At 72.3% G+C, this 25,101-nt stretch carries 19 protein-coding genes; 5 read left to right on the top strand and 14 right to left on the bottom strand.

Annotated features, from left to right (window positions below):
- A partial coding sequence (locus ACZ4Z4_RS14740) for an adenosylhomocysteinase (RefSeq protein WP_468326843.1) occupies nt 1-908 on the bottom strand: 908 nt, incomplete at its 3' end.
- 356 nt (nt 909-1,264) lie between these two features.
- On the opposite strand from ACZ4Z4_RS14740, the gene ACZ4Z4_RS14735 reads away from it, so the two are divergent.
- Nucleotides 1,265-3,286 (top strand): fructose-specific PTS transporter subunit EIIC, encoded by a 2,022-nt coding sequence (locus ACZ4Z4_RS14735; protein WP_468326841.1) that lies wholly within the window; start codon nt 1,265-1,267, stop codon nt 3,284-3,286.
- A gap of 83 nt (nt 3,287-3,369) precedes the next feature.
- Here ACZ4Z4_RS14735 and ACZ4Z4_RS14730 read toward each other — a convergent pair whose 3' ends face one another.
- The 7 genes from ACZ4Z4_RS14730 to ACZ4Z4_RS14700 all read right to left on the bottom strand — a co-directional run bounded on the left by ACZ4Z4_RS14730 (nt 3,370) and on the right by ACZ4Z4_RS14700 (nt 10,928).
- Nucleotides 3,370-4,329, bottom strand: a complete 960-nt coding sequence (locus tag ACZ4Z4_RS14730; protein WP_468326839.1) for a cation diffusion facilitator family transporter — start codon at nt 4,327-4,329, stop codon at nt 3,370-3,372.
- 108 nt (nt 4,330-4,437) lie between these two features.
- Nucleotides 4,438-5,589: a mannose-6-phosphate isomerase, class I gene (manA, locus tag ACZ4Z4_RS14725; protein ID WP_468326837.1), complete on the bottom strand. Its 1,152-nt coding sequence runs from the start codon at nt 5,587-5,589 to the stop codon at nt 4,438-4,440.
- 86 nt (nt 5,590-5,675) lie between these two features.
- Complete coding sequence (locus tag ACZ4Z4_RS14720; protein WP_468326835.1) at nt 5,676-6,875, bottom strand: SIS domain-containing protein; 1,200 nt, start codon at nt 6,873-6,875, stop codon at nt 5,676-5,678.
- A gap of 69 nt (nt 6,876-6,944) precedes the next feature.
- Nucleotides 6,945-7,121: a Trm112 family protein gene (locus ACZ4Z4_RS14715; RefSeq protein ID WP_362997443.1), complete on the bottom strand. Its 177-nt coding sequence runs from the start codon at nt 7,119-7,121 to the stop codon at nt 6,945-6,947.
- A gap of 166 nt (nt 7,122-7,287) precedes the next feature.
- Nucleotides 7,288-8,652 carry a phosphomannomutase/phosphoglucomutase gene (locus ACZ4Z4_RS14710; RefSeq protein WP_468326833.1) on the bottom strand — a complete coding sequence of 455 codons (1,365 nt, stop codon included), beginning with the start codon at nt 8,650-8,652 and terminating at the stop codon, nt 7,288-7,290.
- Between the two features lie 113 nt (nt 8,653-8,765).
- On the bottom strand, nt 8,766-10,382 hold the full coding sequence (locus ACZ4Z4_RS14705) for an L-lactate permease (protein ID WP_468326832.1): 1,617 nt from the start codon (nt 10,380-10,382) through the stop codon (nt 8,766-8,768).
- A 123-nt stretch (nt 10,383-10,505) separates the two neighbouring features.
- Nucleotides 10,506-10,928: a DUF3499 domain-containing protein gene (locus ACZ4Z4_RS14700; protein WP_468326830.1), complete on the bottom strand. Its 423-nt coding sequence runs from the start codon at nt 10,926-10,928 to the stop codon at nt 10,506-10,508.
- A gap of 283 nt (nt 10,929-11,211) precedes the next feature.
- On the opposite strand from ACZ4Z4_RS14700, the gene ACZ4Z4_RS14695 reads away from it, so the two are divergent.
- Nucleotides 11,212-11,664 carry a metallopeptidase family protein gene (locus tag ACZ4Z4_RS14695; protein ID WP_468326828.1) on the top strand — a complete coding sequence of 151 codons (453 nt, stop codon included), beginning with the start codon at nt 11,212-11,214 and terminating at the stop codon, nt 11,662-11,664.
- Nucleotides 11,665-11,692: 28 nt separating this feature from the next.
- Here the strand turns inward: ACZ4Z4_RS14695 and ACZ4Z4_RS14690 are convergent, their stop codons facing one another.
- The 3 genes from ACZ4Z4_RS14690 to ACZ4Z4_RS14680 form a co-directional block, all read right to left on the bottom strand.
- Nucleotides 11,693-13,183 carry a DUF5719 family protein gene (locus tag ACZ4Z4_RS14690; protein WP_468326826.1) on the bottom strand — a complete coding sequence of 497 codons (1,491 nt, stop codon included), beginning with the start codon at nt 13,181-13,183 and terminating at the stop codon, nt 11,693-11,695.
- On the bottom strand, nt 13,180-16,908 hold the full coding sequence (locus tag ACZ4Z4_RS14685) for a glycosyltransferase family 2 protein (protein WP_468326825.1): 3,729 nt from the start codon (nt 16,906-16,908) through the stop codon (nt 13,180-13,182). Before ACZ4Z4_RS14685 ends, ACZ4Z4_RS14690 begins: the two co-directional genes overlap by 4 nt.
- A 210-nt stretch (nt 16,909-17,118) precedes the next feature.
- Complete coding sequence (locus ACZ4Z4_RS14680) at nt 17,119-17,382, bottom strand: WhiB family transcriptional regulator (protein WP_016642094.1); 264 nt, start codon at nt 17,380-17,382, stop codon at nt 17,119-17,121.
- Between the two features lie 676 nt (nt 17,383-18,058).
- Between ACZ4Z4_RS14680 and ACZ4Z4_RS14675 the strand changes: the two genes are divergently transcribed.
- The 3 genes from ACZ4Z4_RS14675 to ACZ4Z4_RS14665 are packed head-to-tail and all read left to right on the top strand — an operon-like array spanning nt 18,059 to nt 20,929.
- Nucleotides 18,059-18,613, top strand: a complete 555-nt coding sequence (locus ACZ4Z4_RS14675) for a cysteine dioxygenase (RefSeq protein ID WP_468326823.1) — start codon at nt 18,059-18,061, stop codon at nt 18,611-18,613.
- 34 nt (nt 18,614-18,647) lie between these two features.
- On the top strand, nt 18,648-19,604 hold the full coding sequence (cofD, locus tag ACZ4Z4_RS14670) for a 2-phospho-L-lactate transferase (RefSeq protein ID WP_468326822.1): 957 nt from the start codon (nt 18,648-18,650) through the stop codon (nt 19,602-19,604).
- Nucleotides 19,601-20,929 carry a coenzyme F420-0:L-glutamate ligase gene (locus tag ACZ4Z4_RS14665; protein WP_468326820.1) on the top strand — a complete coding sequence of 443 codons (1,329 nt, stop codon included), beginning with the start codon at nt 19,601-19,603 and terminating at the stop codon, nt 20,927-20,929. The genes cofD and ACZ4Z4_RS14665 overlap by 4 nt, the downstream gene beginning before the upstream one ends.
- Before the next feature lie 361 nt (nt 20,930-21,290).
- Here ACZ4Z4_RS14665 and ACZ4Z4_RS14660 read toward each other — a convergent pair whose 3' ends face one another.
- The 3 genes from ACZ4Z4_RS14660 to ACZ4Z4_RS14650 all read right to left on the bottom strand — a co-directional run bounded on the left by ACZ4Z4_RS14660 (nt 21,291) and on the right by ACZ4Z4_RS14650 (nt 25,098).
- Nucleotides 21,291-22,301 carry a DNA-3-methyladenine glycosylase family protein gene (locus tag ACZ4Z4_RS14660; RefSeq protein ID WP_468326818.1) on the bottom strand — a complete coding sequence of 337 codons (1,011 nt, stop codon included), beginning with the start codon at nt 22,299-22,301 and terminating at the stop codon, nt 21,291-21,293.
- 47 nt (nt 22,302-22,348) lie between these two features.
- A complete protein-coding gene (manB, locus tag ACZ4Z4_RS14655) occupies nt 22,349-23,431 on the bottom strand; it encodes a mannose-1-phosphate guanylyltransferase (RefSeq protein ID WP_468326816.1) in 1,083 nt (360 codons plus the stop codon).
- A 104-nt stretch (nt 23,432-23,535) separates the two neighbouring features.
- On the bottom strand, nt 23,536-25,098 hold the full coding sequence (locus ACZ4Z4_RS14650; RefSeq protein WP_468326815.1) for a peptidoglycan recognition protein family protein: 1,563 nt from the start codon (nt 25,096-25,098) through the stop codon (nt 23,536-23,538).
- Nucleotides 25,099-25,101: the final 3 nt, after the last annotated feature.

The following is a 25,101-nucleotide window of genomic DNA, read 5'->3' as shown; positions in this document are numbered from 1 at the left end:
GCCTGCAACGCGCAGATCGGGTCGATCTCCGTGACGATCACCCGCGCACCCTGCCCGCGCAGCGACTCCGCACAGCCCTTGCCCACATCCCCATAGCCGAGAACGACCGCGGTCTTGCCGCCGATCAGGACATCGGTGGCACGGTTGATGCCGTCGATCAGGGAGTGGCGGCAGCCGTACTTGTTGTCGAACTTCGACTTGGTCACCGCGTCGTTCACGTTGATCGCGGGGAAGAGGAGCTGGCCCTCACGGTGCATCTCATACAGGCGGTGGACACCGGTGGTGGTCTCCTCGGTCACCCCGCGGATCTCCGAGGCCAGCTGGGTCCACTTCTGCGAGCCCTCACTGATGGTGCGGTGCAGGACCTGCAAGATGACGCGGTGCTCGTCGTTCTCCGCGCTCTCCAGGGCCGGGACCTTGCCGGCCTTCTCGTACTCGACACCCTTGTGGACCAGCAAGGTGGCATCCCCGCCGTCGTCCAGGATCATGTTCGGGCCGCCGGTGGGGGTGTTCGGCCAGGTCAGGGCCTGCTCCGTGCACCACCAGTACTCCTCCAGCGTCTCGCCCTTCCAGGCGAACACCGGCACACCCTGCGGGTCCTCCGGGGTGCCGTTCGGACCCACCGCGATGGCCGCGGCCGCGTGGTCCTGGGTGGAGAAAATGTTGCAGGACACCCAGCGCACCTGCGCGCCGAGCGCGACCAGGGTCTCGATGAGGACGGCGGTCTGCACCGTCATGTGCAGGGACCCCATGATACGGGCCCCCGCCAGCGGCTGCGAGGCCGCGAACTCCTTACGGATCGCCATCAGACCGGGCATCTCGTGCTCGGCCAGCGTGATCTCCTTACGGCCAAAAGCCGCCAGGGACAGATCGGCGACCTTGAAGTCCTTGCCGTTGATGAGAGTCATGAGTGAGCTGCTCCTCGTGGTTGGGTCGAGGGTGGACATGGCTGACCTGCGGCATCGGGCACACGGTGCACCGACGCGCGCAGCGCAGTCCGTCGGAGGCCCTCTCTCCCTCGGACAGTCCGTGCGTGGACCGCCCGACCGCCATCAGCAGCGACGTCTGGCTCGTCACCAAGCTACACCGATCGGCCCAGCAAGCCCCAGCCCGCCCACGTGGACATGATGTTCGGCGGATAGGCCGTCAGAGGCGGACGATATGGGATCTTTGCGCCTTTGATCCTGCGGTTATGTGTTGCAGGATGCCTTGAGATCGGGAACATATGCGCGATCTTGTGCGGCAAAGGCGTTAGGAGATCCACGTGACCAGTCCGGCCGATCCCCCCATGGGCGGGGGCACCAGCGGGCAGCGGAGGCTGAAGCTGCTCGCCGTCACCGCCTGTCCGACCGGTATCGCCCACACGTACATGGCGGCGGAGAAGCTCTCGCAGGCCGCGGAGAGCCTCGGCGTCGACATGAAGGTGGAGACCCAGGGCTCCATCGGGGCCGAGAACGTCCTCTCTGACAACGATGTCAGAGACGCCGACGGCATCATCATCGCAGCCGACAAGGACGTGGACCGCAGCCGGTTCGCCGGCAAGCGCGTGCTGTCCGTCGGGGTGTCCGAGGGCATCAGCCACCCCGAGCAGCTGATCGAGCGGGTGCGGAACGCTCCGGTGCACGGCGGGGGCGGTGGTGGCGGTCACGCGGAGGGCCCTTCCGGAGGCGCCGGGGGCGGCCGGGAGCGGAGCGTCGCGTACAAGGCGCTGATGAACGGCGTCTCGTACATGATTCCGTTCGTCGTGGTCGGCGGTCTGCTGATCGCGATCTCGCTGGCGCTGGGCGGCGACGCGACGTCCAAGGGCTATGTGATCCCGGAGGGGACCTTCTGGGCGCATGTGAACGCCATCGGGGTCATCGGCTTCACGTTGATGGTGCCGATCCTGTCGGGGTACATCGCGTACGCGATCGGGGACCGGCCCGCGCTGGTGCCGGGCATGATCGGCGGATGGATCGCCAACACCGGTGAGCTGTACGACTCCAAGGCGGGCGCGGGCTTCATCGGGGCCATCGTCACGGGTTTCCTGGCCGGTTATCTGGTGCTGTGGATCAAGAAGGTCAGGGTCCCTAAGTTCGTCCAGCCGATCATGCCGATCATCGTGATCCCGATCGTCGCGACCACCGCTCTCGGACTCTTCTTCATCTACGTCATCGGCAAGCCGATCTCCTGGGTGTTCGAACATCTGACGAGCTGGCTCAGCGGGATGACGGGCACCAGCGCGATCCTGCTCGGGGCGATCCTCGGCCTCATGATCGCGTTCGACATGGGCGGCCCGGTCAACAAGACCGCGTTCCTCTTCGGTACGGGGCTCATCGCGACCGGCAACCAGACCGTGATGGGCATGTGCGCCGCCGCCATCCCCGTGATGCCACTCGGTCAGGGCCTCGCCACGTTGCTCCGCCGCAAGCTGTACTCGGAGCAGGAGCGCGAGACCGGGATGGCGTCGCTCTTCATGGGCTTCTTCGGGATTTCCGAGGGCGCCATTCCGTTCGCCGCCGCCCGGCCCGCGCAGGTCATTCCCGCCAACATGCTGGGTGGCGCCGTCGCCGGTGCCGTCGCCGGCATGGCGAGCGTGCGGGACGCGGTGCCGCACGGCGGGCCGATCGTGGCGGTGCTGGGCGCGGTGGGCGGCGTACCCATGTTCTTCGTGGCCATCGCCGTCGGTGCGGTCGTCACGGCACTCACGACCGTGACGCTGGTCGACCTGAGCGAGCGCAAGCGGCGCGGGGCTCTCCCGGCCGCCGCGCCAGGTGTGCCCGGGGTGGCGCTCGCCGAGGCCGACGAAGCCAAGACCGATGAAGCCCAGGCCGACGAGGACGAGCGGGACGAGGTCCTCTCCGGGTACCTCACCCGGCAGACCGTCAAGGTCCGTCTCGACGCGGGTGACAAGGAGGCCGCCATCCGCGAGATGGCCGCGCTGCTCGCCACCACCGGCAAGGTCAACGACGTCGAGGAGCTGGTGCGGACCGCGCTGCGGCGTGAGGCGCAGGGCACCACCGGGCTCGGCGAGGAGATCGCCATCCCGCACGCCAAGACCGACGCCGTGGACGCCCCGGTCGTCGGGTTCGCGCGGTCGCCGGAGGGCATCGAGTGGGGTTCGCTCGACGGTACGAAGGCCAGGCTGATCTTCATGATCTCCGTACCGGAGGCGGCCGCCGGGGACGAGCACCTGCGGATTCTCGCCCTGTTGTCGCGGAAGCTGATGGACACGGGCTTCCGGCAGCGGCTGGAGGCGGCGCCCGACGACGCGGCGGTCCTCGATGTGCTGCGCGAGGTCCGGTAGCGGTCAGCGTTTCGCCGGATACGCGGAGGGGCCCCGCACCACACCGGTGCGGGGCCCCTCCGCGTAAGGAGTACGCGGCGGACTCAGTGGCCGCCGGGTGCCTTCGCCGGGTTCTGGCCCGCGGCGGCCGCCGACTCGTTGTAGATGTCCGGTTCGAGGTAGATCACTCGGGCGATCGGGACCGCGGCGCGGACGCGCTCCTCCGCGGCGTCGATCGCGGCGGCGACCTCGGTGGCCGTGTCGTCGTGCTGGACGGCGACCTTGGCGGCGACCAGCAGCTCCTCGGGGCCGAGGTGGAGCGTGCGCATGTGGATGACCTTGGTGACCGTGTCGCCGTCGACCAGGACCTTCTCGATCTTGGCGACCTCTTCGGTGCCCGCGGCCTCACCGAGCAGCAGGGACTTGGTCTCCGCGGCGAGGATGATCGCGATCGCGATGAGCAGGACGCCGATGCAGAGCGTGCCGATGCCGTCCCAGACGCCGTTGCCGGTGGCGAGGGCGAGGCCGACGCCGCCGAGGGCGAGGACCAGGCCGACGAGCGCGCCGAGGTCCTCCAGGAGGACGACCGGCAGCTCGGGGGCCTTGGCGCGGCGGACGAACTGCGTCCAGGTGAGCTTCCCGCGCAGGGCGTTGGACTCCTTGATGGCGGTCCGGAAGGAGAAGCTCTCCGCGATGATCGCGAAGACCAGGACCCCGACGGGCCAGTACCAGTGCTCCAGCTCGTGCGGGTGCTTGATCTTCTCGTAGCCCTCGTAGATCGCGAACATGCCGCCGACCGAGAAGAGGACGATGGAGACGAGGAAGGCGTAGATGTAGCGCTCGCGGCCGTAGCCGAACGGGTGCTGCGGGGTCGCCTCGCGCTGTGCCTTCTTGCCGCCGACGAGCAGCAGTCCCTGGTTGCCGGAGTCGGCGAGTGAGTGGACGCTCTCGGCGAGCATCGAGGACGAGCCACTGAAGATGAACGCGACGAACTTCGCCACCGCGATCGCGAGGTTCGCGGCCAGTGCCGCGACAATCGCCTTTGTTCCGCCTGACGCGCTCATGAGTGCGGGGTTCCCCTTCGCCTTCGTACGTATCGACCACGCTGTCGGCGGTGCTTTGCCCGCCCTTTGCGGTGGGTCATTGTTGCAGCACGGGACGGCTCCGGTGTGTCAGGCCACCACGGTGGCCCGGAAAACCGTGCCGGGGCCGGACACTTCGGCCTTTTCGGCCGCCGGGACGAATGCGGACTGACCGGGCGTCAGGGTCAGTTCGCCCGCGTGGACCGTGCCCGCCGTGCAGAGCAGGATCTGGGGGGTGGGGGCGGTGAGGTCGTGCGGGGCGGCGCCTTCGGGCAGGACGAAGCGGGAGAGGCGGAACTCGTCGATCGGGGTTTCGTAGACCTCTTCGCCGGTCTCGGTGGCCTCGGGGCGCAGGACGCCGGGGTCGGTGGCGTCGAAGCGGACGATGCGCAGCAGCTCGGGTACGTCGACGTGCTTGGGGGTCAGGCCGCAGCGCAGGACGTTGTCGCTGTTGGCCATGATTTCGACGCCGAGGCCGTTGAGATAGGCGTGCGGGACGCCGGCGCCGAGGAACAGGGCCTCGCCGGGCTGTAGTCGGACGTGGTTGAGGAGCATGGCCGCGATGACGCCCGGGTCGCCGGGGTAGTGGTGGGCGATGCCCGCGTAGGGCTCGTAGGCCCCGCCGAGGCGCTGGGCGGCGGTCGTGACCTCGGTGACCGTCTCGGCCATCTCCTCGGGATCGGCGGTGAGCACGGCCGTCAGGACCTCGCGCAGGGCGGCCTCTTCGGGCTGGGCGCGCAGCAGGTCGACGTACGGCTTGAGGCTGTCGACCTCCAGGGCTTCCAGGAGGGCCGCGGTCTCGGCGGGGGCGCGGAAGCCGCACAGGCCGTCGAAGGGCGTGAGGGCGCAGATCAGTTCGGGCTTGTGGTTGGCGTCCTTGTAGTTGCGGTTCGGGGCGTCGGCCGGGACGCCGCGGCGCTCCTCGTCCGCGTACCCCTCCTTCGCCTGCGCGAGGTCGGGGTGCACCTGGAGGGAGAGGGGGGCGCCCGCGGCGAGGAGCTTGAGGAGGAAGGGCAGGCGCGGGCCGAACTTGGCGGCCGCCGCCGTACCGAGTTCGCGCTCCGGGGCCGCTTCGATGACCTCGTTCAGCGCGCCGCGCCCGGTGCGCGAGGGCGCGCCCGGGTGGGCGCCCATCCACATCTCGGCCTGCGGTTCACCGCTCGGCTCGGCGCCGGTGAGCTCCGCGATGGCGGTGGTGGAGCCCCAGGCGTAGGGGCGGATGGTGTTGGTGAGGCGGTCCACGGAGGGGCTCTCCCTTACTGGGTACTACTGCACTGAGTACTGCTGCGTACGCGCGAGCCGGGCTTCGGGGGTGACCGGTGCGGTGGTCATGATCCGGCTCCGGAGGCGAGCGCCAGGTAAACGGCGGCGAAATCCGTGACGGCGATCAGCTCGGCGAGCGCTTCCAGTTCGTCGCCGGCCTCCGGTTCGAGCTCGCTGAGGGCGATGTCGTGGCCGTGTGCCAGTTCGCGGGCGGCGGGGGCCGCGGTGAGGCCGCCGGCGTCCACGGGCCGGTCGCGGAGGAGCACCACGCGCGCGCGGAGGGCCGCCGGGTCGTCGACGCGGTCGCGGAAGAAGTCGTCGGTGTCGTCGCCGCCGGTCGGGCTGCCGGCGAGGACGGCGCCGTGCGCGGGCAGCGCCTCGGGCAGCTCGGCGGCGAGCGCGGCGTGCCCGGCCTGCTCGGCGAGGGTGGCGGCGAAGCGGCGTCCCGCGGCCCCCGCGGACCGTCCCTCGGTCCAGATCAGCGGGAGGGAGTCGGCCAGCTCGGCGGCGAGCGTCTTGGCGGGGTTGCTGTACGTGGTGATGGCGGGGCCGCAGCGCTCCGCGACGCGGTCGAGGCGGTCGGCGACCTTCTGAAGGGTGTCGGCGGGGGCGGCGACCAGGCCGGTGCGGTCGAGGAGGACCAGCAGCGGGACGAGGAGGGCCCACAGGGTGCAGGGGGCGCCGGGCGCGGCCTCGTCCTCGACGCGGCGTGCCTCGTACGACGCGGAGTCGCGGGTGGCGTCGTCGTGCGGGCCCTCATAGGCGCCGTAGGGCGAGGTGGCCATGGGGACGGTGAGGCCGTGGCTGCCGTCCACGCTCTCGGCGAGCGGGGTGCGCGCGGGGGTGACGGCGACGACCGTGCAGCCGCGGCGGTACGCCTGGTCGGCGAGGAGGGAGAGGCCTGGTTCGGTGCCGTCGGGGGTGGCGATGAGGAGCAGGTCCACGGGGCCGACCCAGCCGGGCAGGGTCCAGCGCAGGGCGCCGGCGGCGGGGGCGACGCCGCTCGGGGCCAGCCGGATGACGGGGCAGCCGGTGCCGACGAGGCCGTCGAGGATGTCGGCGACGCAGGCGGCGGCGGTGCCGGGGCCGGCGATCAGGACGGCGCGGGGGCGGCCGTCGGGCTTGAGCTCCGTCAGCCCCGCCTCCGCGGCGTGCCGGGCCGCGGTACGGACGCGGGCGCCCGCTTCCGCCGCGCCGCGCAGCAGTCCGCGGCGGTCGGCGCGGGCGAGCGCCTCGGGGTCGTCGAGCAGTGACTCGTCGAGCATGGGGTCAGGTCTCCGATCACCGTGCGCGGCTTCCTGCGGGGTGGCCCGGGTGTGCCGGGCGGGCTGCCGCTAGGCGGGGCGGCGTGCCTCGTCGACCAGGAGTACGGGGATGCCGTCGCGGAGCGGGTAGGCGAGGCCGCACTCCTTGGCGTCCGCCGTGCAGATCAGCTCGGTGTCCGTCTCCTTGAGGGGGGCGTGACAGGCCGGGCAGGCGAGGATCTCCAGGAGGCCGGCTTCGAGCGGCATGGGGTGGGTCCCTTCGAGCGGATGCGGTGGGGTGTGCGCTGCGGTGGCGCACGGGATGCGGCCTGGTCAGCCTACCTCCGTGCGGGGCGGTGCGTGGGGGTGCGGGACGGTCGCGGCCGGGCTGCCGCGACCGTCCCGCTGCGGCCGAAGACCGCGGGTGCGGAGGTCAGCCGCGGATGAGGGCGAGGGCCTCGTCGCGGACCTTGGCCATGGTCGCCTCGTCGCGTGCTTCGACGTTCAGCCGCAGGAGAGGTTCCGTGTTCGACGCGCGTACGTTGAACCACCAGTCGGCGGCGGTCACGGTGAGGCCGTCCAGCTCGTCGAGGGTGATGCCGTCCTTGCCTGCGTAGGCCGTCTTGATCGCGGCGAGGCGGGCGGTCTGGTCGTCGACCGTGGAGTTGATCTCTCCGGAGCCCGCGTACCTGTCGTACTGGGCGACGAGGGCGGAGAGCGGGCCGTCCTGGCCGCCGAGGGCCGCGAGGACGTGGAGGGCGGCGAGCATGCCCGTGTCCGCGTTCCAGAAGTCCTTGAAGTAGTAGTGCGCGGAGTGCTCGCCGCCGAAGATGGCGCCGGTCCGCGCCATCTCGGCCTTGATGAAGGAGTGGCCCACGCGCGTGCGCACGGGCGTGCCGCCGTTCTCCTTCACGACCTCCGGGACCGACCAGGAGGTGATGAGGTTGTGGATGACGGTGCCCTTGCCGCCGTGCTTGGCCAGCTCGCGGGAGGCGACCAGGGCGGTGATGGCCGACGGGGAGACCGGGGCGCCGTTCTCGTCGACGACGAAGCAGCGGTCCGCGTCACCGTCGAAGGCGATGCCGAGGTCGGCGCCCTCTTCGCGCACCCGCTTCTGAAGGTCCACGATGTTGGCCGGGTCCAGGGGGTTGGCCTCGTGGTTGGGGAAGGTGCCGTCGAGCTCGAAGTACATCGGCACCAGCTCCAGGGGCAGGCCCTCGAAGACGGTGGGGACGGTGTGCCCGCCCATGCCGTTGCCCGCGTCGACGACGACCTTGAGGGGGCGGATGGCGGTGAGGTCGACGAGGGCGCGCAGGTGCGCGGCGTAGTCGGTGAGGGTGTCGCGCTCGGTGAGGGTGCCGGGGGTCGCGGCGCTCTCGGGGGCGCCGGACTCGCTCCAGCGCTCCACGAGGGCGCGGATGTCGGCGAGGCCGGTGTCCTGGCCGACGGGGGCGGCGCCGGCGCGGCACATCTTGATGCCGTTGTACTGGGCGGGGTTGTGCGACGCGGTGAACATCGCGCCGGGCAGGTCCAGCGCGCCCGAGGCGTAGTACAGCTGGTCCGTCGAGCACAGGCCGATCTGGGTCACGTCCACGCCGAGGGCGGCGGCGCCCCGCGCGAAGGCGCGCGAGAGGCCGGGCGAGGAGGGGCGCATGTCGTGCCCGACCACGATCGCGTCCGCCTCTGTGACCTTCGCGAACGCCGCCCCGAACAGCTCGGCGAGCGACTCGTCCCACTGGTCGGGGACCACCCCGCGGACGTCGTACGCCTTCACGATCTGGGACAGATCAGCAGTCACGGCCAACCCTCTCTGCAGGTTCTGCGAGTTCAGCGAGGACGCCAGAGCCCTTCGCGGTCACCCCAAAAGTACCCGCTGTGACCGACAGCAGGCCGCGTCTCCAGAGAGCGTGCTCACGGCAGCATCCAGCCGAGCACCGCGGTGCTCTGTCCGACGACGATCAGGCACATGACGAGGAGCAGTCCGAGGCTCCAGGGCAGCACCTTGCGCAGCAGGTCGCCCTCCTTGCCGGCGAGTCCGACGGCGGCGCACGCGATCGTCAGGTTCTGCGGGGAGATCATCTTGCCGAGGACGCCGCCGGAGCTGTTGGCGGCGGCGAGGAGCTCCGGCGAGAGTCCGGACTGCTGAGCGGCCGTCACCTGGAGGGCGCCGAACAGGGCGTTGGCGGAGGTGTCGGAGCCGGTCACCGCGACGCCGAACCAGCCGAGAACGGGCGACAAGAAGGCGAGTCCCGCGCCGGCGGCCGCTACGTAGTGCCCGATCGTGGCGGCCTGTCCGGAGAGGTTCATGACGTACGCGAGGGCGAGCACGGAGGTCACGGTGAGGATCGCGAAGCGCAGTTCGTGGACGGTGGCGGCCCATTCGCGTACCGCCACGCGCGCGTGGACCCCGATGACCGCCGCGGTGCCCACGCCGGCGAGCAGCACGAGCGTGCCGCCGGTCGCCACGAGCGGCAGCGAGAACACGTTGCCGCCGACCGGGCCCCCCGAGGGGTCGGCGACGTTCAGGAAGGGCCAGTCGAAGGTGCGGGTCGCCTTCGCGAGGAGGTCCTTGACGGCCGGGATCTGGGCGACGGAGAAGACGGCGACGATCAGGGCGTACGGGGCGTAGGCGCGCAGCACTTCGGGGCGCGGGTCGTCGTGGTCGAGGTCTTCGCTGCGGGCGCCGGTGAGGACCGCGGCGCGGACGGGCTCGGGGGCCGGCCTGCGGGCGTGCGGGACCGCCATGAGCGCGCCCGCGCCCGCCAGCGCCGCGCCGATGTCGGCGAGTTGCGCGGAGACGTAGTTGGACGCCGCGAACTGCGCGACGGCGAAGGCGGAACCGCAGGCGAGGGCGGGCACCCAGGTCTCGCGCAGCCCGCGCCGCCCGTCCACGAGCGCCACGAGGAGCAGCGGCACGACGAGGGCGAGCAGGGGTGTCTGGCGGCCGACGACCGTGGCGACGGTGTCGAGTGGCAGGCCCGTCACCTGGGCAAGTGTCAGTACGGGGGTGCCCATGGCGCCGAAGGCGACGGGGGCGGTGTTGGCGACGAGGGCGACGACCGCGGCGCGCACCGGGTCGAAGCCGAGGGCGACGAGCATGACCGCGCTGATCGCGACGGGCGCCCCGAACCCGGCGAGCGCCTCCAGGAGCGCTCCGAAGCAGAAGGCCACGACGAGGGCCTGGATGCGGGGGTCGTCGGAGAGCCTGCCGAAGGAGCGGCGCAGGATGTCGAAGTGCCGGGTGCGGACCGTCATGCGGTACACCCACAGGGCGTTGACGACGATCCACAGGATGGGGAAGAGCCCGAAGAGGGCCCCTTGCGCGGCGCTGGACGCGGTCTGGCCGAGCGGCATGCCGTACGCGAGCCAGGCGACCAGGACGGCGACGGCGAGGCCGATGAGTCCTGCCCGGTGCGCTTTCATGCGGACGGCGCCGAGGAGGACGAGGACGGTCAGGAGGGGCAGGGTCGCGACGAGTGCGGACAGGCCGAGCGAGTCGGCCACGGGCTCCAGTTGCTGCACGAACACAGGACGCCTCCCGGCTGTGGGGTGGCGAAATCGTCAGGGCGCGGTCGGAGGCGCGTCAACGAGGCGGACGGCGAAGATCCAGTGAAGGCGACGGAGCCGTGCGCGCTCTTCGAGGGGCGGGACTCAGTTGTCCGGTGAGCGCAGCACCCGCAGGTGGCCGCGGCGTGCGACCTCCATGGGGTCGGCGCGGCGGGCGCCGCCGCCGGCCTCGGCCGCGCGCTCCTGGGGGCGGGCGGCCTCGCGCACCGCGTTGGCGAGCGCTTCGAGGTCGTCGCCGGAGGGGCGGGCCGGACCCGAGGCGTCGGCGAGCCGGACGACGTCCCAGCCGCGGGGTGCGGTGAGGCGCTCGGAGTGCTCGGCGCACAGGTCGTAGCAGTGGGGTTCGGCGTAGGTGGCGAGGGGGCCGAGGACCGCGGTCGAGTCGGCGTAGACGTACGTCAGCGTCGCGACGGCGGAACGGCCGCAAGCGGTGCGCGAACAGCGACGTACAGGGCTCACGATGTTGGACGGTACCGCACTCTTGAGCGGGCCGCGACGACTCTCCATGAGGTCACTCCACCGTGTCGTGTCCGGGCCAGCGGCTCGGCGTACCGCACGCGCACGTCGTTGACCTGCATGGACACCGGTGACCAGCGGGGCGCATGGTGTTGAATCCGGTCACCACATGGCGCGGATCACGTCATTTGGCGCGAGATCGACGGTCCAGGAGAGATACGGAATTGAGTCCAACCGCGACCGGAACGGTCAGGAAGCGACATGTCTCGCCCCACATGGAACATGTCGTGCCCCCCGTGGAAAGGGAGATCCCGGGGACTACTCTTCCTCAGTGATGGACGACCCCGTACAGCCCCGTTCCGCAGACCCGAGGCCGCGCCACCGCGACCGCCACGGCAGGGGCATGCGCGGCCCCGTGGCGCCGCCCCAGGTTCCGCTGTCCGCCAGTCGCGGCGAGGCCTTCACCGATCTCGTGCAGGACTCCGTGGAGCGTCTGGAGCGGCGCTGGCCTCAGCTCACGGAGATCGAGTTCATGGTGCTGGAGGTGCCGCCGCTGGGGCGGGCGGGCGTCGAGTGGCAGGACGAGGTGGTGCCGCTGGGCGGCACGATCACGGCGTCCGAGGGGCGGCCCGCCCGGGTCGTCATCTACCGCCGCCCCGTGGAGATCCGCACCAAGGGGCGCGACGAACGCGCGCACCTCGTGCACGAGGTGGTCGTCGAGCAGGTCGCGGAGCTGCTCGGCATGTCCCCGGAGTCGGTGGACCCGCGCTACGGGGACGAGGACTGACCCCCCTCCACCGCTTCTTGAGGAGCCGTCACTTCTGAAGCACCGACAGGTCCCGCTCGGCCTTCGGCACGGCCACCGTCCCCCGGTCGTCCGGCAGCGTCTGGACGGTGAACATCGGGAGGCCGTCCTCCGGCTGTGACAGCGTCCGTGCCGCGTGGACCGGGCCGCCGGACACCGGCTCCACCGTGAGGGCGTAGGCCCCCTTGAGCCCGTCGGGCCGCGGCGGGTCCGCGATCTCCAGGGTCGTGCCGCCCTTGACCGTGTACGTCTTCGTCACCGGGGAGCCGCCCTCGGTGCCGGCCGACGCCGTGACCTTCACCTTCGCCGACTTCTCCGGCGCGACCAGCGAGAGCGTGGCCCCCTTGGCGCCGTTGCCCGCGACCGTCGCGCGGGTGCCCACCTCGCCCGTCGCGGGGATGAACGCCGTCTCCTGCTTGCTTCCCTTGCCGCGGGTCACCCGCAGCGCCGCCACCACGGGGACCGGTGTCTCGGTCGGCGACAGGAGCAGCGAGCCGGCCTCGCCCTTGGTGACGTCGCCGAGGTCGACGGCGGCGGTCATGCCGGACTTGACGTGCAGGGTCTCGCTCCCGGCCGGGGTGAGCGTGCCGCTCGGGGAGGCGAGCTGGACCTTCAGGTCCGCGTCCCGCGCACCGGGTGCGTAGGCGACCAGGCGCACCGAGGTCGCGTCCTTCGGGATGCCGGGCAGGACGAGGCGGTCCGCCGGGTCGGCGGACGCGGCCAGCCAGTCGCCGCCCAGCTTCTCGTCGGAGGACTGCACGGCGGCCGCGACCCGGCCGCTGCGCGCGATCACGTGCATGGTGACGTTCGCGTACGCCTTGTCGGCGAGCGTGGAGAGCAGCACCGGGACGCTGGAGTGCGGCTGGACCTGGATGGAGTCGCCGACCGCGGACGTGACCTCGCCGTCCGGGCCGAACAGCTCGACGTCGATGACGGCGGCGGAGTCGTCCGGGTTCGTCAGGTGGATGTAGTCGCTGCGGTCCTTGGCGGTGCTCGCGCCGGGGAACCAGAAGTCGGTGTCGGGCGCGCTGCACTGGGTGCCGTGCATGCCGCGGCCGCTGCCCGCCGCGTACGTCGTGGTCTGCTGCACGGTCCAGCCGGGGGCGAGCCCGCCGTCGGCCGTGCCGATGAGGGCGGGTGCCTCGGCGCCCGACTCCTCGCCCGCGACCGGCTCGCCCGGCGTCTTCTGGGTGAGGAAGGGCTTGGCCTTCTTGTCGTTCTCCCTGGCCGCGTCGGTCAGGGCCTTGCTCACGGGCAGCAGTTCCGCCTTGCCCGTGGCCTCGGCGCCGCTCGCCTTCGGTGTGAAGGCGGTGTACGAGGTCTCGGCGAGGTCGGAGGAGCTGGGCACCGGGCAGAGCAGGCTGGTGCGCTCGACGGGGAGCCGCGCGGCGGTCTTCGCCCCGGTGTCGTCGGTGCCGTCCGTCCCGCCGAACGCGGCGAACCCGGTGACGGCGCCGAGGGCGACGACCACGGCGATGAGGGACTGGGTGGTGCGGTTCACTGCTGGCTCCCGTCGGGGCGCTCACTGTCGGTGCCGTGGGGTGGGGTGCCGTGGGGTGGGGTGCCGTGGGGTGGCTGCGGGGGCGGGGGCGGCATCGGGGGCTGCCCCTGGTCGTACGCCGGGTCGTACGAGGTGTCGTACGACTGTCCGTACTGCTGCTCGCCTCCATAGACACCGCCGGAGACACCGCCCGCGCCTCCGTAGGACGCGTACGGGTCGTACTGGCCGCCCTGGTAGGCGTCCGCCTGGTACGCAGGCTGCTCGTACGCCCCGGCCGGGTACTGCCCGCCCTGGTACTGGGCGCCGTAATGGCCCTGCTCGGCACCCGCGTGGGCAGGGGTCTCCCACTCCTCGTAGGACGACGACTGCTGCTGCGGGACGGCGGCGAAGGCCTCCTCCGAAGGAGGAGGCGGTACGTCCTGGCCCGCCTCCTGTGCGGCCTGTTCGCTCTGGGCCCGCAGCCTGCGCGCCCTGCGGCCCTCGCCCTCGACGGCCTGGGCCGGGACGACGGGCTCTTCGGGGAGGTCGTCGTCGACGTCACGGCGGCGCCCCGGCAGGGCGAGCACCACGAGGACGACGGCGAGCGCGCCCTGGGCCCACCGCCAGGCCGTGTGGCTCAGCGGGGCGTCGAAGGTGACGTCCAGGTGGCCACCCGCGGTGGGCAGTTCGAAGCCCTGGGCCCAGCCGTCGACGGTGGTGCGGGGCAGCGGGCGCCCGTCGAGGGTCGCCGTCCAGCCCGGGTCGGCGGAGTCGGCGAGGCGCAGGACGCGGCCCGCGTCACCGGACTCGATCTTGGTGTGGAGCTCGACCGGGCCTGCCGCGACGGGCTCCGGGTCGCCGGTCTTGTGGAGGACGGCGGCGCGTGCCACCTGCCGGTCCACGCGCCACAGGGCGCTGCCGTCCTCCTGGCTGAGCCGGGTCAGGCCCGGGGTGGCGTCCAGGGTGCGGCTCATCTGGCGGGGCGCGCCGTCGCGCACGAGGACGTACCGCACGGCGAAGCCGCCGAGCTGGTCGGCCTGGTCGGCGCCGGAGCCCGCGATGAGCCGGGCGACGATCTTGTCGAGCCGCTCGTCGTCGGGGGCCGCCGCGGCGAGTTCCGCGTCGCCGAGCCGGGCGCCCGAGCCGCGTACGAGCGTGTAGGAGACGTGGGCGGCGGAGTCGCCGGCGAGGACGAGGGTGCGGGCCTGGTCCTCGGTGCCGCTCTCCTCCGCGACGAACGCGGGCACCTGCACCGGATCGCGCCGCTCCAGAGGGCCGTCGGCGCCGCCGATCATCCATCCGGCGGCGACGAGCAGCGGCCCGGCCGCCGCGGCGAACGCGATGAGCGCGGCCACCGGCTGGCGCCAGCCGAAGCTCTGCTCGGCGACACGCGCGCGTGCCCCGTCGGCGCCGAGCGCGGCGGCGGCCAGGAGCGCGATGCCGTAGCCGAGGGTGGCCGGTCCCGCCCACGCCGAGCGGTTCGACAGGACGGCGAAGATCAGACAGACCAGGGCGACGGCCCAGGCGGTGCGGATCGCGAGCTGCCGCTCGCCGCGCAGCAGGGCGCCGAGCGCGGCGAGGACGATGCCGATGAGGAGCAGGCCGTGCACGGTGCCGGGGCCGCCGGGACTGGCGCCGAGCAGGTCGAGGGTGGTGGCGGAGCCGGTGTCGAACTCCAGGCCCGCTTCCTGGAAGAAGCCGAACGGCAGCAGGGTGAGGGACCAGGGCGCGAGGGCGAGCAGCGGGGTGCCGAGCGCGGCGAGGAAGCGCAGTCCGTACGCCGTGATGTCGCCGCGGCGCACCACGAGGAGGGCGAGGCCGAGCACCAGGGCGATCGGCCAGACGACCGGCGTGAAGGCCGTGGCGATGGTCAGGAGCAGTGTGTACGCCCAGGTGGCGCGCCAGGTGCCGCGGGTGCCCCGCGGATTGGCGAGGCCGCTCGCCGCGATGCCCGCGCGCGCGACGAGCGGCAGCAGGACGGCGAGGACGGCGGTGCCGATGCGGCCGCCCGCGAGGGCGCCGGTGGCGGCGGGCAGGAAGGCGTACGCGATCGACGCCCACGCGCGGAGCAGCCGCGAGGGGACGAGCGGGCGCGAGGCGAAGTACGCGGCGAAGCCGGCCAGGGGGACGGAGCCGACGAGCAGCACGGTGACCGCGAGCCCGGTGGAGCCGAAGAGGAGGGTGGACAGGCCGGCGACGAGCGCCACGTAGGGCGGGGCGCCTTGGGTGCCGCCGGTGCCGACGGGGTGCCAGGCGTCCGTGTAACGCGCCCACAGGTCCGAGGAGTCGGCGGGTGCGGGCAGCAGTGCGCCGCCCGCGAGCGCGCCGGTGCCGAACAGGGCGCGGCAGGCGATGAGTGACGCGAAGAGGAGTACGACGAAGAGGACGGGTCCCGGTCTGCGGGCGACGCGCTTGAGGCGGGCGAACTGCTCGACCTCCAGGAAGTCGGCGTCGTCGCCGCCGGGTCCGGACTCGACGGCCCCGTGCCGTCCGGCGCCGGCCGGGGTGTCGGCCTCGGTGCGGCCGACGAGGCTGCCCGCGGCCTGTTCGACGGTGGCCCGCACGGTGGCGCCCGGTGGTGGGAAGAGGGCCCGCATCTCGCCGGCGTCGGGCAGCGGCTTGCCGCGCTGCTTGCGGGCGCCGAGGATCCGGCCGGGCCGCAGCAGCGTGGCGAGGAGGCCGGCGACTTCGTCGATGGCCTGGCCGGGGGCCTTGCCGACGAGGTACGCGAAGGTGCGCACGAGCGTGCCGACGACGATGCGGAAGAGCACCCAGGGCAGCACGGCCGAGCGGGCGTTGACGAGCAGGGTGTAGGTGGCGCCGGCCTTGTCCACGCGGTGCGGCGAGGTCGCCGCGCGGCCGACGCAGTCGACGGTGCGGCGCTCGCGGGAGGCGGCCTCGGCGTGCCGGACGACGGCGTCGGGGGCGACGAGGACGCGGTGGCCCGCGGCGTGCGCGCGCCAGCACAGGTCGACGTCGTCGCGCATGAGGGGCAGGCGGCGGTCGAAGCCGCCGAGCTGTTCGTAGACGTCGCGGCGGATCAGCATGCCCGCGGTGGACACGGAGAGCACGGGCCGCACGTGGTCGTGCTGGCCCTGGTCCTGCTCGCGCCGGTCGAGGCCGGTCCAGCGGCGGCCGCTGTTGGCGATGGAGACGCCGACTTCGAGGAGCTGCCTGCGGTCGTACCAGCCGCGGAGCTTGGGGCCCACGACGGCGACGTCCTTGCCGAGCTCCCCTTCGTTCTCCACGACGCGGAGCAGTTCGGCGAGGGCGTCGGGCTCGGGCGCGCAGTCGTCGTGGAGCAGCCAGAGCCACTGCACGGGCTCGCCGTGCGGCAGTTCGGGCATGTCGTACGCGTCGTCGCGCCAGCTGCGGCTCACCGGGTCCCAGCCGCTGGGGCGCTTCAGATAGGGCAGCTCTTCGGGGGTGAGCACGGCGGCGGTGCGGACGGCCTCGTCGACGGCGGTGCCGAAGCCGGAGCGGCGCGCGAGGTGCAGCACGCGGTCGGCGCCGAGGGCCTCGGTGACCAGCTGGGCGGAGTCGTCCGCGCTGCCGGTGTCGGCGGCGACGGCGCCCTGCACGGGCCGCTCCTGGCCGAGCAGCCCCGCCAGGGCGTCGGGCAGCCAGCGGGCGCCGTCGTGGGAGACGAGGACGGCGGTCACGACATGCCGAGGGAACTCGGGCGGACGGGTCGGGTCGAACCCGGTGGCAGCGTCGTGGGCTGCCGAATGGCTGTGCACGGACATCGAGGTACGGGCCCCGGTTCGCTGGACTGCGGTGGACGCCCGCGCCCCGCTGGGGCGCCGGGTCGTCTCGGACGGGGCCCCACACTAACGGCTGGCACAGGAACGGCCCGCCGCCTGTGGATAACCCACGGGTGACGGGCCGTTCGTCGCGCTTTGTTCGAGGGAGATGTGTGGCGAATCGGTCGTCGGCACGCGGTGCGAGCGCGTCGCTCAGACCGCCGCCTTCTTCAGTCGGCGGCGTTCTCGCTCCGACAAACCGCCCCAGATACCGAAACGTTCGTCGTTCGCAAGTGCGTACTCAAGGCATTCGGAGCGGACTTCGCAGGCGAGGCAGACCTTCTTGGCCTCGCGCGTGGAGCCGCCCTTCTCGGGGAAGAAGGACTCGGGGTCGGTCTGGGCGCACAGTGCGCGCTCCTGCCAGCCGAGTTCTTCGTCCGCGTCCTCGACCAGCAGTTCCTGAACCAGCTCGGTCATGTAGCGCCCCTCGTCTGTCTGTGCGTCCCCGTGGTGCGGCCGTCACCGGTTTCGGATGAACGACACGAGTGAAATTACAAGTGCGCCGATCCGGGCCAGTCAAGCCGAGATCTGCTATTGAGCCCCTTATTCACTCTGCGGAACCAAGGGTATGCGGAAAGTGTTCAAATCGGCCTAAATCATGACACCCTCGATGACCCGCCCGGCGCCCCGCCAACGAGTTCCCCCGAAATTGGATCTCAGACATGTCTCGCTCGGGTCACATCAGGGAGGACGTCGATGTTTGAGTGCCGGTTGCTGCGCCATGTGTCCGGAGGGTCGGCTGCACAAACCTTTCGCCTGACAGAACAACCGGATGAGGTGAAACATAGCCCACATACTGGACATCGAGTTGACAGCTATAGGTGTGAGCCGCTCTTCTGGTGGGCATGCTCGCGAACCTGGCTCTTTCGATGAACCGCACCAGCGGTTCCATCGGTGCTGCCCACGCGCGCTGTCGCTGTTCCTGCTCCAGCTGTTGAGTCCATCCAGCTGTTGAGCCGCACGTCTCCTTCTTTGCCGTACGTCTCTTTTCTCTGCCGCACCTCGTTTGCACCGCGCGCCTCGTCTGTCCTTCGCAGCGGCGCACCCTCCTTCGCGACACCCCAGCACTCTTACGTTGAGGAACCACCGCACCATGAACAGCGACAGCGACCTCCAGATCGCCGGCGACATCCTCGAAGTCCCGCACCTCTTGCAGCCCGCCCGCGAGCACCCCGCCACCGTGGCCGAGTTCGTCGGCCTCGCCCGCACCATCGCCGCCGACCGCTCCCAGTGGGCCCACCTCGTCCAGTACGACGCCACCAGCCGCTGGTACCACCGCCTGCGCACGGTTCCCCAAGCTCTCGGCTCCGCTCGAGCAGGGGAGGCCCCAATCGGCTACGAGGTGTGGCTGCTCTCCTGGGTTCCCGGACAGGGCAGCGGCCTGCACGACCACGGCCGCTCCTCCGGCATCCTCACCCTCCTGGAGGGTGAGCTGACCGAGCGCACCGAGCGGGGCACCCGGGCGCTCGGCGCGGGCGCGCAGCGCGTCTTCGCGCCTGGGTACGTCCACGAGGTCGTCAACGACTCCCTGGAACCGGCCGTCAGCCTGCACATCTACTACCCCGGCCTCACCGAGATGCCGATGCACGCCGCCCGGTGCGCCGCCTCCGCCGCCCCGGACGCCGCGGAGGATGTGGTAACCGCCTGACGCGGTGTCGTACCCGCCTGACATGCTGGGGGCCATGCGCATTGTGGTTCTGGCCGGCGGCATCGGCGGCGCCCGATTCCTCCGCGGGCTCAAGAAGGCCGCGCCCGACGCGGACATCACGGTCATCGGCAACACCGGTGACGACATTCACCTGTTCGGGCTGAAGGTCTGCCCCGACCTCGACACCGTGATGTACACGCTCGGCGGCGGCATCAACGAAGAGCAGGGCTGGGGGCGTTCGGACGAGACGTTCAAGGTCAAGGAAGAGCTCGCGGCGTACGGGGTCGGACCCGAGTGGTTCGGCCTCGGCGACCGGGACTTCGCCACGCACATCGTGCGGACGCAGATGCTGGGCGCCGGATATCCGCTCAGCGCCGTCACCGAGGCGCTGTGCGAGCGGTGGCAGCCCGGCGTGCGGCTCATCCCCATGTCCGACGACCGCATCGAGACGCACGTCGCCGTCACGCTCGACGGCGAGCAGAAGGCCGTGCACTTCCAGGAGTACTGGGTCCGGCTGCGCGCCTCCGTGGACGCGCACGCCGTGGTGCCCGTCGGCGCCGAGCAGGCCAAGCCCGCACCCGGCGTCCTGACGGCCATCGCCGAGGCCGACGTCGTGCTCTTCCCGCCGTCCAACCCCGTCGTCAGCGTCGGGACCATCCTCGCCGTCCCGGGCATCCGCGAGGCCATCGCCGACGCTGGCGTGCCGGTCGTCGGCCTCTCCCCCATCGTCGGGGACTCCCCCGTGCGCGGCATGGCCGACAAGGTGCTCGCCGCGGTGGGGGTCGAGACCAGCGCCGCCGCCGTCGCCGAGCACTACGGCAGCGGGCTGCTCGACGGATGGCTCGTCGACACCGTCGACGCGGGAGCGGTGGACCGGGTGGAGAGCGCCGGAATCCGGTGCCGCGCCGTGCCGCTGATGATGAGCGACATCGACGCCGCCGCACAGATGGCCCGCGAGGCCCTCACCCTCGCATCGGAGGTACGCGCGTGACGGCACCGTCGTACAGGGTGTGGGCCGTCCCCGGACTGCCCGAGGTGCGCGAGGGCGACGACCTCGCCAAGCTCATCGCCGCCGCCGAACCGGCGCTCGCCGACGGGGACGTCGTCCTGGTCACCTCCAAGATCGTCAGCAAGGCGGAGGGGCGGATCGTCGAGGCGGACGACCGCGAGGCGGCCATCGACGAGGAGACCGTGCGCGTCGTGGCGCGGCGCGGGACCCTGCGCATCGTCGAGAACCGGCAGGGGCTCGTGATGGCCGCGGCCGGTGTCGATGCGTCGAACACCCCGGCCGGGACCGTGCTGCTCCTGCCGACCGACCCCGACGCCTCGGCCCGTGCCATACGGGAAGGGCTGCGGGGCGCACTGGGTGTGGACGTCGGCGTCATCGTCACCGACACCTTCGGGCGGCCCTGGCGGGCCGGGCTCACCGACGTCGCCATCGGAGCCGCCGGAGTGCGGGTCCTCGACGACCTGCGGGGCGGCGAGGACGCGTACGGCAATCCGCTGAGCGCGACCGTCGTCGCCACCGCGGACGAGCTCGCCGCGGCGGGGGACCTCGTCAAGGGGAAGGCGGCCGGGCTGCCGGTCGCTGTGGTGCGTGGGTTGCCGCATGTGGTGGCGGGGGGCGGTGCAGAGGGCTCCGCGGAAGGGTCTCCGGACGAAGGGGCCCGGGCGCTGGTGCGGGCTGCGCGGGACGACATGTTCCGGCTCGGGACGTCCGAGGCGGTGCGGGAGGCGGTGACGCAGCGGCGGACCGTGCGGGAGTTCACGGACGACGAGGTCGACCCCGGTGCCGTGCGGCGGGCCGTCGCCGCGGCGGTCACCGCGCCGGCGCCGCACCACACGACGCCCTGGCGGTTCGTCCTCCTGGAGTCCGCCGCGTCGCGGATCGAGCTGCTCGACGCGATGCGGGACGCGTGGATCGCGGATCTGCGGCGGGACGGGAAGTCGGAGGAGTCCATCGCGAAGCGGGTCCGGCGGGGGGACGTGCTGCGTAAGGCGCCCTATTTGGTGGTGCCGTGTCTGGTGATGGACGGCTCCCATACGTACGGGGACGCGCGGCGGGATGCCGCCGAGCGCGAGATGTTCGTCGTCGCGGCGGGGGCCGGGGTGCAGAACTTCCTGGTGGCGTTGGCCGGGGAGCGGTTGGGGTCGGCGTGGGTCTCGTCGACGATGTTCTGCCGGGATGTGGTGCGGGAGGTTCTGGGGCTGCCTGGGTCGTGGGATCCGATGGGGGCGGTTGGTGTGGGGCGGGCTGCGAGGGAGCCGGGGGCTCGGGCGGAGCGGGTTGTGGACGACTTCGTCGTCGTCCGGTAGCGGTTTTTTGCGCAGTTCCCCGCGCCCCTGGGGTCCTTCCTTCCGGCGCGTTGCCCAGTGCGGGTCGTGGGTTTTTGCGCAGTTCCCCGCGCCCCTGAGATCGCTCCTCCCGGTGCGTTGTCGGATGCGGGTCCGTGGGTTTTTTGCGCAGTTCCCCGCGCCCCTGGAGTCCTTCCTTCCGGCGCGTTGCCCAGTGCAGGTCGTGGGTTTTTTTGCGCAGTTCCCCGCGCCCCTGGAGTCGGTCCTCCCGGTGCGTTGCCGGGTGCGGGGCGTTGGTAGTTAGGGGCGCGGGGAACTGCGCGACCAGCCGAAGCGCGCCCGCGGGGGACAGCGGTGCGGGGGATGGGCAGGGCGGGGAGCGTTACCACGCTGCGATGTTTGTTTTGCGCATTCGCGGGGCCCTCCGGGGTGGGGTGTGGCCCGTGAGGTAGATGAGGCGGGTGGCCCGGTGGCGTTGGCCGGCGTAGGGGGTGAGGAGTTCGAGCATTTCGGGGTCCGTGGCGTCGCGGTTGTTCGCCAGGGCGTAGCCGACGATGCCCGGGAGGTGGATGTCACCGACCGTGACCGCGTCGGCGGCGCCGTTGCTGCGCTGGACCGTTTCCGCCGAGGTCCACGGGCCGATGCCGGGGATCAGTTCCAGGCGGGCCTGGGCCTGTGGCGGGTCCATTGCGGACGCCTCTTCGAGGCGGGCCGCGCAGGCTACCGCGCGCAGGATCGTGGAGGCCCGCTTGTTGTCCACGCCCGCCTTGTGCCACTCCCAGGAAGGGATCAGGGCCCAGGTGCGCGGCTCCGGCATCACGTGCATGCGGGCCTGCGCGGGGGTGGGGCCCGGCGCGGGCTCGCCGTACTTGCGGACCAGGAGGCGCCAGGCGCGGTAGGCCTCGTCCGTGGTGATCTTCTGTTCGAGGATCGACGGGATCAGGGACTCCATGACCAGTCCCGTACGGGTCAGTCGCAGGCCGGGCCGCCGGTGGACCGCCGCCGCGATCAGGCGGTGGCGCGGGACGAACAGACCGGGGTCGTCCGACGCGCCCAGCAGCGCGGGCAGCCGGTCGAGGAGCCAGGCCGCGCCAGGACCCCATGCCTCCGCCTCCACGGAACCGGAGCGCAGGGCGACCCGCAGGGTGCCCGCGCCCTCCGGCGTGCGGCTGGCGCGCCAGACCGAGCCGTCGGGCGTCGTACGGAAGGTGGGGTCCGCCGGGCCCCGGCGCAGCGGGCCGAGGGTGAGGCCCAGGTCCAGGGGGTAGGGCGGCCGCCAGGTGCGGGTGTGCGCGGCCGAGGACGAAGCAGGGCGCGGGACGCCGGCGAGGGTCCGCGTTTCGCCGCCGCGCACGGTGGTGCGGGTGGGGCGCGGGGCGAAACGGGATGACATCTGTACGAGGGTAGGGGACGGCGGGCGGCCTCCGCCCCGATGTCGGTCTACTGGTCCGAGGAGAAGCGGACCGCGCCCGCCGGGAGCGTGGCATCGCACCAGACGCGTACGCCCGCACGCAGTTCGTTGTCGGCGCCGACGGTCGCTCCGTCGCCGATCACCGTTCCCGAGAGCACCGAGCGGGCGCCGATCCGTGCGCCCGCGCCGATCAGGGAGTCCGTGACGACCGCGCCGGGTTCGACGACCGCGCCGGCGAGGATCGTGCTGCCGGAGATCCGGGCGCCCTCGCCGACGCTCGCGTTCTCGCCGACGACCGTGCCGCCGGTGAGCTTCGCGTCGGGGGCGACGGAGGCGGTGGGCAGCACCAGACGGTCGCCGCAGCGGCCGGGGACCGCCGGGGAGGGCGCGCGGCCGAGGACCAGGTCGGCGGAGCCGCGTACGAACGCCTGGGGCGTCCCCAGGTCCAGCCAGTACGTCGAGTCGACCATGCCCTGGAGGTGGGCGCCGGAGGCCAGCAGGTCGGGGAAGGTCTCGCGTTCGACGGAGACGGGGCGTCCGGCGGGGATCGTGTCGATGACCGAGCGGCGGAACACGTACGCGCCCGCGTTGATCTGGTCGGTGACGATCTCCTCGGGGGTCTGCGGCTTCTCCAGGAAGGCGGTGACCCTGCCGGTCGCGTCGGTGGGGACTAGGCCGTAGGCGCGCGGGTCGTCGACCTTCGTGAGGTGCAGGGAGACGTCGGCGCCGGACTCCTCGTGGGTGGCGACGAGGGCGCGGATGTCGAGGCCGGTGAGGATGTCGCCGTTGAAGATGAGGACCGGGTCGTCGGGGCCCGAGTGCAGGTGTGAGGCGACGTTGCGGATGGCGCCGCCGGTGCCGAGGGGCTCGGTCTCCGTGACGTACTCGATGTGGAGGCCGAGCGCCGAGCCGTCCCCGAAGTACGGCTCGAAGACCTCGGCGAGGTAGGAGGTGGCGAGGACGATGTGCTCCACGCCCGCCGCGCGGGCCCGCGCCAGCTGGTGGGTGAGGAACGGGACGCCTGCCGCCGGGACCATCGGCTTCGGGGTGTGCACCGTGAGGGGCCGCAGTCGGGTTCCCTTGCCGCCGACCAGGAGGATCGCTTCTGTCACCTGTCGTCTCTGCTTCCTGCTGGGGCCGGCCGAACTTGGGTTTCGGCCGGCCAGTGTATGCAGACGGATTTGCAGATCGTGCAGTTCGCGCGGTGCGTCGGAGCTCAGCGGCCCTGGAGTCGGGCCGAGGTGGAGCGGGCCGTGCCGAGCTGCTGGTAAAGGCGCCTACCGGGGCATTCGGTGCGGAACCCGTCCCGATGCCCGGAGATCACCCGGAGCCGGACTTTCCTGCCTTTCTTGTAAAGATTGCCCCCGCCCGACTTCAGGTATGTGGTGCCGCGCGGATTGCCGCCGTACAGGCCGAGCTTCCACGCGGTCAGCCGGGCGACGGCTCTGACGGCCGCCTTCGGCGGGTTGACGGTGCTGTACGAGCCGATGACGGCGATGCCCGTGCTGTTGCTGTTGAATCCGAGAGTGTGGGCCCCAAGGACCGGCTTGGCCACACCTCCGGCACGTCCTTCGTAGATGTTTCCGCACTTGTCGACCGCGAAGTTGTAGCCGAGGTCACGCCAGCCGCCGCTCTTGACGTGGTAGCGGTAGATGCTGCGCAGCACGGAGCCGGCCTGTGAGCAGCGGTAGTGGTTCCCGGACGCGCTGTGGTGCACGAAGGCGACCTTCACGGTCTTCGTGTACGCGAAGTTCTTCTCGCGGAGCTTCTCGTTGGCGCCCCAGCCCTTGCGCGTGATGATGCGCGGGCGCGGGCCGACGTACGGGCGCGCCTTGCCGAAGGCGTCGGGGCCGCCGCGGGCGGCGATGAGCTCGTCCTCCGTCTGCCGCTTCGTCAGTTCGGGGATGGCCGTGGCGTCGAGGGGCGCGAGGTCCGCGTTGACGGCGGAGGCCGCGGCGCTCTCGGCGGACAGCACGTTGGTCCGCGGCGCGTCGAGGATCTGGGTGGCGCCCTGCGGCGTGGGCTCGTCGCCGGGGTCGACGAGTTCCAGGCGCAGGCCTTCGGGGAGCAGGGCGTTGACGGCGGGGGTGGGGGCGACGGTGGCGGTGTCGGGGAGTGCGGTGGTGGTTTCGGGGAGTGCGGTGGTGTTGGGGAGTCCGGGGGTGTTGGGGAGTCCGGGGGCAGTGGTGCTGGAGGTGTCGGTGCGGTTCGTGGGGGCGGGGCGCTCCGCTCGTACGCGGATCTCGACGCCGTCCGAGGCGCCGACCCACAGGGGGGCGGTCGAGCCGCGGACCGCGCCGGAGCCGCGTTCGGGGGTGCCGGGGTCGGCGGCGTGTTCGTGGTTGTGCGTCTCGACGCTCTGCCAGCCGGACCATGTCGTGGTGCCGACCGCGCGGGTGCGGACCTGGACGGTGCCGTGCAGGTCCGCGTCGGGGTCGTTCCAGACGACGCCCACCAGGGAGAAGGGGCGCACGTCGCGCCGGGGCAGGCCCTGCTCCTGCGCCCCGGTCGGGCCGAGGGAGCGGTCGGGGCCGAGCGGGGCGAGAGGGAGCGACTGGGTGGTGCCGGGGATCGCCTCCGCGGCGGGTCCGGCGGGTCCGGCGGGTCCGGCGGGTCCGGCGGGTCCGGCGGGTCCGGCGGGCCTGGCAGGTCCGGCGGGTCCGGAGGCCGACGGTGCGCCGGAGGTCGCGGCTGTGGCGCCGGGCGCCGGCAGGGTGAGGGGCAGGGCCAGGGCGGCCGCGCACGTGACGCCGATCGAGGAAGCAAGAAGTCCACGCATACA

The sequence above is a fragment of the Streptomyces sp. NPDC030245 genome (assembly GCF_055572995.1).
The sequence above is the reverse complement of the archived record's forward strand: the minus strand, read 5'-3'. Positions and strand labels throughout refer to the sequence as shown.

Coding starts and splice junctions, on each gene's coding strand:
- ACZ4Z4_RS14730 (WP_468326839.1), bottom strand. CDS start 4,329: ATGAGCGCGTCAGGCGGAACAAAGGCGATTGTCGCGGCACTGGCCGCG.
- ACZ4Z4_RS14720 (WP_468326835.1), bottom strand. CDS start 6,875: ATGCTCGACGAGTCACTGCTCGACGACCCCGAGGCGCTCGCCCGCGCC.
- ACZ4Z4_RS14715 (WP_362997443.1), bottom strand. CDS start 7,121: ATGCCGCTCGAAGCCGGCCTCCTGGAGATCCTCGCCTGCCCGGCCTGT.
- ACZ4Z4_RS14700 (WP_468326830.1), bottom strand. CDS start 10,928: ATGGAGAGTCGTCGCGGCCCGCTCAAGAGTGCGGTACCGTCCAACATC.
- ACZ4Z4_RS14695 (WP_468326828.1), top strand. CDS start 11,212: ATGGACGACCCCGTACAGCCCCGTTCCGCAGACCCGAGGCCGCGCCAC.
- ACZ4Z4_RS14685 (WP_468326825.1), bottom strand. CDS start 16,908: ATGTCCGTGCACAGCCATTCGGCAGCCCACGACGCTGCCACCGGGTTC.
- ACZ4Z4_RS14680 (WP_016642094.1), bottom strand. CDS start 17,382: ATGACCGAGCTGGTTCAGGAACTGCTGGTCGAGGACGCGGACGAAGAA.
- ACZ4Z4_RS14675 (WP_468326823.1), top strand. CDS start 18,059: ATGAACAGCGACAGCGACCTCCAGATCGCCGGCGACATCCTCGAAGTC.
- cofD (WP_468326822.1), top strand. CDS start 18,648: ATGCGCATTGTGGTTCTGGCCGGCGGCATCGGCGGCGCCCGATTCCTC.
- ACZ4Z4_RS14660 (WP_468326818.1), bottom strand. CDS start 22,301: ATGTCATCCCGTTTCGCCCCGCGCCCCACCCGCACCACCGTGCGCGGC.
- ACZ4Z4_RS14650 (WP_468326815.1), bottom strand. CDS start 25,098: ATGCGTGGACTTCTTGCTTCCTCGATCGGCGTCACGTGCGCGGCCGCC.